General features: G+C 62.7%; 3 protein-coding genes and 2 pseudogenes. All 5 read right to left on the bottom strand.

Features of this window, described 5'->3' with window-relative positions; all coding sequences use genetic code 11:
- The coding region (locus SCI24_RS20600; RefSeq protein ID WP_318727152.1) for a DUF4118 domain-containing protein at positions 1 to 1,726 on the bottom strand (1,726 nt) is incomplete at its 3' end.
- 7 nt (positions 1,727 to 1,733) lie between these two features.
- A complete protein-coding gene (gene trkI, locus SCI24_RS20595) occupies positions 1,734 to 3,209 on the bottom strand; it encodes a Trk system potassium transporter TrkI (protein ID WP_318727151.1) in 1,476 nt (491 codons plus the stop codon).
- A 149-nt stretch (positions 3,210 to 3,358) separates the two neighbouring features.
- Entirely contained in the window at positions 3,359 to 4,264 is a 906-nt protein-coding gene (locus SCI24_RS20590) for a TrkH family potassium uptake protein (RefSeq protein WP_318727150.1), read from the bottom strand.
- 22 nt (positions 4,265 to 4,286) lie between these two features.
- Positions 4,287 to 5,026, bottom strand: a pseudogene (locus SCI24_RS20585) (IS5 family transposase).
- A gap of 328 nt (positions 5,027 to 5,354) precedes the next feature.
- Positions 5,355 to 5,432: pseudogene (locus tag SCI24_RS21590) on the bottom strand (H-NS histone); the annotation flags it as partial.
- Positions 5,433 to 5,568 lie beyond the last annotated feature (136 nt).

Raw genomic sequence — 5,568 nt, 5'->3', positions numbered from 1 at the left:
TGCCAGCCTCCAGCCGCAACCTTCCCCCGGGGGGCGAGAAGCGCGCGGCGTTCTCGATGACGTTGACCAGTGCCTGCTCGATCAGCGCCGGATGCACATGCAGCAGTGGCAGGTCGTCCGGCCACTGGCGCTCGACTCTGAGCCCCTTCAGAGCGGGCGTCAGGCGTCGCAGGGCGCTGGCCACCAGTTCCTCCAGCGAGATCCAGTCGCGCTCCAGCTTGAGGCCGCCCTGGCCGAGCCGGGTCATGTCGAGCAGGTTCTGGATGTAACGGTCGAGCCGTTCGCTCTCGCCGAGGATGCCGTCGAGCAACTCGCCGCGGTCGGCCTCGTCGAGCTGCTCGGACAGGTCGCGCAGGGTGCTGGCGGCGCCGATGATCGAGGCGAGCGGGGTCCTGAGGTCATGGGAGACCGAGGAGAGCAGCGCCGAACGCAGGCGCTCGTTCTCCTCCGAGAGGCGTGACACCTCCAGGTCGGCCACCAGCCGGGTGCGCTCCAGGGCCAGCGTCAGCAGGCGCAGCATGGCATCGATGCGGTCCTCTTCGCCCGGCGCCGCCGCCACGTCTCGTTGGCCCAGAGCCAGGCCAATCAGTGCCACCAGGCGCTCCTTCTCCCGCAGCGGGATGATCTGCCAGTCGGTCTCCATGGGCTGGTCGGTCCCCTTGCCGCTGGGGCGGTGGTGCAGGCGGCTCCAGGCCACCGCCGAGGCGGCACCCGCATCCAGCATGGCTGAGCCGGGCGCGGCGCAGGTCACTCTGGGAGCATCCTGCCCCTCGCTGACGTCGAGCATCACCACCGGGCAGCCGAGCCAGCGCATCAGGGTGGTGACCCCCACCTCCTCGACCTGGGCGCGGTCGGTGGCCACTGCCAGGCGGCGGGAGAAGTCGAGCAACTGGTAGGTCTGCTCGCGGCTGGCCCGCAGCGCGAGCAGGCGTTGTCGGGCATTGCCCGCCAGCTGGCCCACCACCACGGCCACCAACAGGTAGACCACCACCGTGACCAATTGCTCTTTCTCCACCATGGCCAGGGTGTAGCGGGGCTCGGTCAGGAAGAAATTGAAGCCGACGAAGCCCAGCAGGGCGGTGAGCATGGCGGAGCGAGTGCCGGCCAGGGTGGCGCTGGCCAGCACGCCGGCGAGGAACACCAACGAGAGGTTGCCCAGTGCCAGCCAGGAGGTAAGGGCGCCCGCGACCCCTAGCGCCGTCATTGATGCCCCCAGGGCGGTGGCGACCTCGTGCCAGCGCCACTGGCGATAATGGCGGCGCGGACGAAAGCGAGGACGCTGTCGCGCCTCGGCCACTACCATCAGGTCGAAGGGGCCGCCCAGACGCGCCAGGCGCTCGGCCAGGGGGTGCCGCCAGACCCGCCACCCCGAGGGGCGTCCGTGCCCGATCAGCAGCGTGGCGATCTTGAGCTCGTTGGCCAGTGCCACCAGCTCGTGCGCCCGGTCGTGGCCGGAGATCATGCGAATCTCCCCGCCCAGCCGCTGCACCTGGGCAAACGCCCGCTCCAGCCCCAGCCGTCGCTGGTTGTCGCTGTCGCGTTCTACATAGACGGCGCACCAGTGGACGCCGTCGCGGGTGGCGATACGCTTGGCGGTGCGGATCAGCGCCGGGTCGCCGGGGCCGCCGCCGAGGGCGACCAGCAGACGTACCGGAGCGTGGTCGACAGGCGGTTCGTCGCCGTCAGCCGTGGGATCCGGAAGGGAGTCGAGATGTGACGTCGTCATGAAGCACCTATCGCCGCCAGAACATCGGAGTCAGAAGGACCAGTACCGTCAGGATCTCCAGCCTACCCAGTAGCATGCCAACGCACAGCAGCCACTTGGCCGCATCGGGCAGGGTGGTGAAGTTGCCGGCCGGGCCGATGGTGTCGCCCAGTCCCGGGCCGACGTTGGCCAGTGCGGTGGCGGCCCCCGACAACGCTGTGACGATGTCCAGCCCCATCATCGATAGCGCCAGGGCCAGGGCCGCGATGGTCAGGAAGAAGAAGAACGAGAAGGCCACCACGCCGCGGGTGATCTCGTCGGTCAGCGGTTGGCCGTTGTAGCGATTGGGAAACACGCCGCTGGCGTGGATCAGGTAGCGTAGCTGGTTGCGCAGCAGGATGGTCGCCACCTGGAATCGAAAGATCTTCATGCCGCCGCTGGTTGAGCCGCTGCAGCCGCCCACGAAGGTGAGGTAGAAGAACGCCACCACCGCCATGGACCCCCAGGCGGTGTAATCTTCCGAGGCGTAGCCGGTGGTGGTCACCACGGACACCACGTTGAAGGTGGCATGGGTCAGGGCCTCGAAGGGGGCCGTTCCCTGCCACATGCGCCACAGCGCCAGGCCCAGGGAGACGCTGGCTAGCAGCACCAGCAGCCCCTGGACCTGCTGGTCACGCCACAGCGCCAGGCGCGAGCCACGCAGGAAGCGGATGTAGAGCACGAAGGGCACCGCACCCATCAGCATGAACAGCGAGCCCAGCCACAACAGGTGGGGCTGAGCGGAGTAGGCGCCGAAGGAGGCGTCGGAGTTGGCGAAGCCGCCGGTGGCCAGCGAGGTCATGGCGTGCACGATGGCGTCCAGCGGCGTCATGCCGCCCAGCCAATAGGCCAGCATGGCCAGCAGGGTGAACCCCACGTAGACCGAGAGTGTCGCCTTGGCGATACCGCCGGTGCGCGGCATCACCTTGTCGGACCAGTCGGATGACTCGGTATGGAACAGGCGCATGCCGCCTACCTTGAGGAAGGGCAAGATCGCGATGCCCATGACGATGATGCCGATACCTCCCAGCCACTGCATGATGCCACGCCACAGCTTGAGGCCGTCGGAGAGCTCCTCGATGCCCACCAGCACCGTCGAGCCAGTGGTGGTGATGGCCGAGACCGACTCGAACACCGCATTGGTGAAGGTGAGCTGCGGGGCACCGAGGACCAGCGGGAGGCTGGCGAAGGTGCTGATGGTGACCCAGCTGAGGGTGGTCACCAGGAACATCTGCCATGGCTTGAGTTCGACCGTGACCCGCAGCGTGGCCAGCAAGGTGATGGCCACCGCCACCAGCACGATGGCGATCGAGAAGGCGAAGGCCTGCGCATCGGGCTCCTCCTCGATGAGCAGCACCAGCCAGGGGATCGCCATGAAGACAGCGAGGACCAGCCACAGCACGGCGAGCACCTTGAAGATCGGTGCCCAGTGGAACCACTGTTCTCGAAGCCCGCTTGCATGCATGGTGGCCTCCCCGACTCGAATCGTGTCTCTCGTCTGGCATCAGCGACAGACGTGCATGGCACCACAGGGCTTCCTAAAAAATCTGTAAAAAATGCTACCGGTGGTGTTCGGCAACCGTCAGGCGTCATACTTGCAGAAGCTTCCAGTGGTTATCCGACGGGGAACTCGGTGGTGGCGTATTGCACATGGGATTTGCGGCGAACCGTCAGGGTGTATCCCAACGTCAGGGGGCCCAGGCGCCCGATCAGCATGACAGCCATGATCACCAATTGACCGCCCGTGCCGAGTTCGCTCGTGGTACCTCGCGACAAGCCCACGGTACCGAACGCCGATACTACTTCGAAGGCAATATTTAGGAAGTCATCTTCCACGAGGATCGCCAGCATCCACACGGCTATGAAGATGGTGGCCATACCTGTCGTCGCAGTGGCCAGTGCCTTCAGCAGCGACTCTCGGCTCAATGACCTGCCGAAGAAATTGACGGCCAGGTTGCCCTTGAGAAACGAGCGAGTGGCGGTGAGCAGGATGAAGAAGGTCGAAATCTTGATTCCGCTGGCGGTCGAGTTGGGGGCTCCCCCAATGAACATCAGCAGCAGCATCAGGACGGTGCTACCAGCGGTCAAGGCGCTGATATCCAGGGTGTTGAACCCCGCCGTTCTGGGCGTGACACCTTGAAACCAGGCCGCCAGCAGCTTGTTCCATCCCCCTTCCAGGGCACCCAGTGTGCCTGGGTTGTCATATTCGAGTATCAGGATGGCCAACACGGCGATCACGTTGAGCGCCAGAGTCGTCAGGACAATGACCTTCACATACACCGAGAGCAGTGACCATCGCCGTTTCTCGACAAGTTCCATGACCACGATGTAGCCAAGGCCGCCAGTAATGAAGAGGGCCGTGATGGAGAGGCTGATACCCGGGTGGCTGACATAAGCCGACAGGCTGTCGGCAGACAAGGCGAATCCTGCGTTGTTGAACGCGGAGACGGTATAGAAAAGCGCCTGGTAGACGCCTTCTGTCCAACCGAGCTCAGGGACCATGAACATGGCCAGCAGCACGATGCCTAGGGAGCGTTAACAATTAGGCCAGCCAAACGATGGCCGATACGAGGCAGAGTAGCGACTGATAATTTCTTGCCAGTCGCTCATAGCGCGTTGAGATACGCCTGAACTGTTTGATTTTTTGGAAAAACCTCTCGACAAGGTTGCGATCTTTATAGCTGTGCCAGTCTACCTCGATGGGCGCCAAGCGGTTCTTTCTCGGTGGAATCACTGGCTCGGCACCCACCGCTCGGATGGTGTCTCTCAGCGCAGTTGAGTCGTACCCTTTGTCACCCAGTACAGCGTTCGGGGCAAAGCCTTCAAGCAACGCCGGAGCCGCACCGTATTCTGAGGCTTGTCCTGGGGTGAGAATCAGCCTGACAGGGTTGCCCAAGGCATCAACAGCCGCGTGTATCTTGGTGCTCAAGCCTCCTCGAGACTTGCCCATGGCTTCGGCGCTCTGTGCCATTTTTTTGAAGCCCCGTGCTGATGAACCCTGACGATGCTGCCGTCAATCATCAACTGCTCCAGATCAGGATCATCGGCCAACGTGTCGGCAACCTGCTGCCAAACGCCTTTTTTTGACCAGCGGTTGTATCGCATGTAGACGGTATGCCAGCGACCGAAGGAGGCAGGCAGGTCACGCCAAGGAGCCCCGGTGCGAGCGATCCAGAGGACAGCTTCAATAAAGAGGCGGTTGTCTTTGGCGGTCACACCACAGTCGGTCACTTTGCTAGGAAGGAGAGGCTCAAGTTTCTCCCACTGGTCATCACGCAGCATCAGTCGGGGCATTCGTCATCCAAATCCCGTCATGCTACATCAGGCACTTAAAAATTAGTAATTGTTAACGCTACCTAGTGACGTATGATGCTGCATGTTGATGTCCGCTTCTGGCCGAGGCTGTGTGAAAACTTTTGGGCTTATCTGAAAAAGGCGCTTATACGCGAAATCTAGAGTGATTTTTCCATGCAACCTCCTTAGAATTCGCGAAAGAGCACCGGTTTTGATCAATTTTTGATCGTGGAGAGACTCTCCGAGCGTTTTCACACAGCCTCGGCCGAAAGCAGCCCTGCCTACCATATTCCCGGACGACAGGGCTAAACCCCTGTTAATCTTCCGTTCTCACCAGCCATCCCTCGATGGTGTCTGCACCGTACTCATCCTTCCACGCCTTCAGTGTTTTTTGGGGTCTTCGTCACTTCACGTGGATTTGGCCTGATCGAACAGGCGCCCCACCGGGCTGCCAATCAGGTAGATCATGGCGATGAAGTTGGCCTCGTTCCGGTAGCCGCGTGCGCGTGAACGAGCCGCCTGGAACAAGC

Source organism: Halomonas sp. (assembly GCF_033549285.1).
GTDB lineage: Bacteria > Pseudomonadota > Gammaproteobacteria > Pseudomonadales > Halomonadaceae > Halomonas.
Note: the sequence above shows the minus strand (reverse complement) of the source record. Positions and strands in the feature narration are given on the sequence as shown.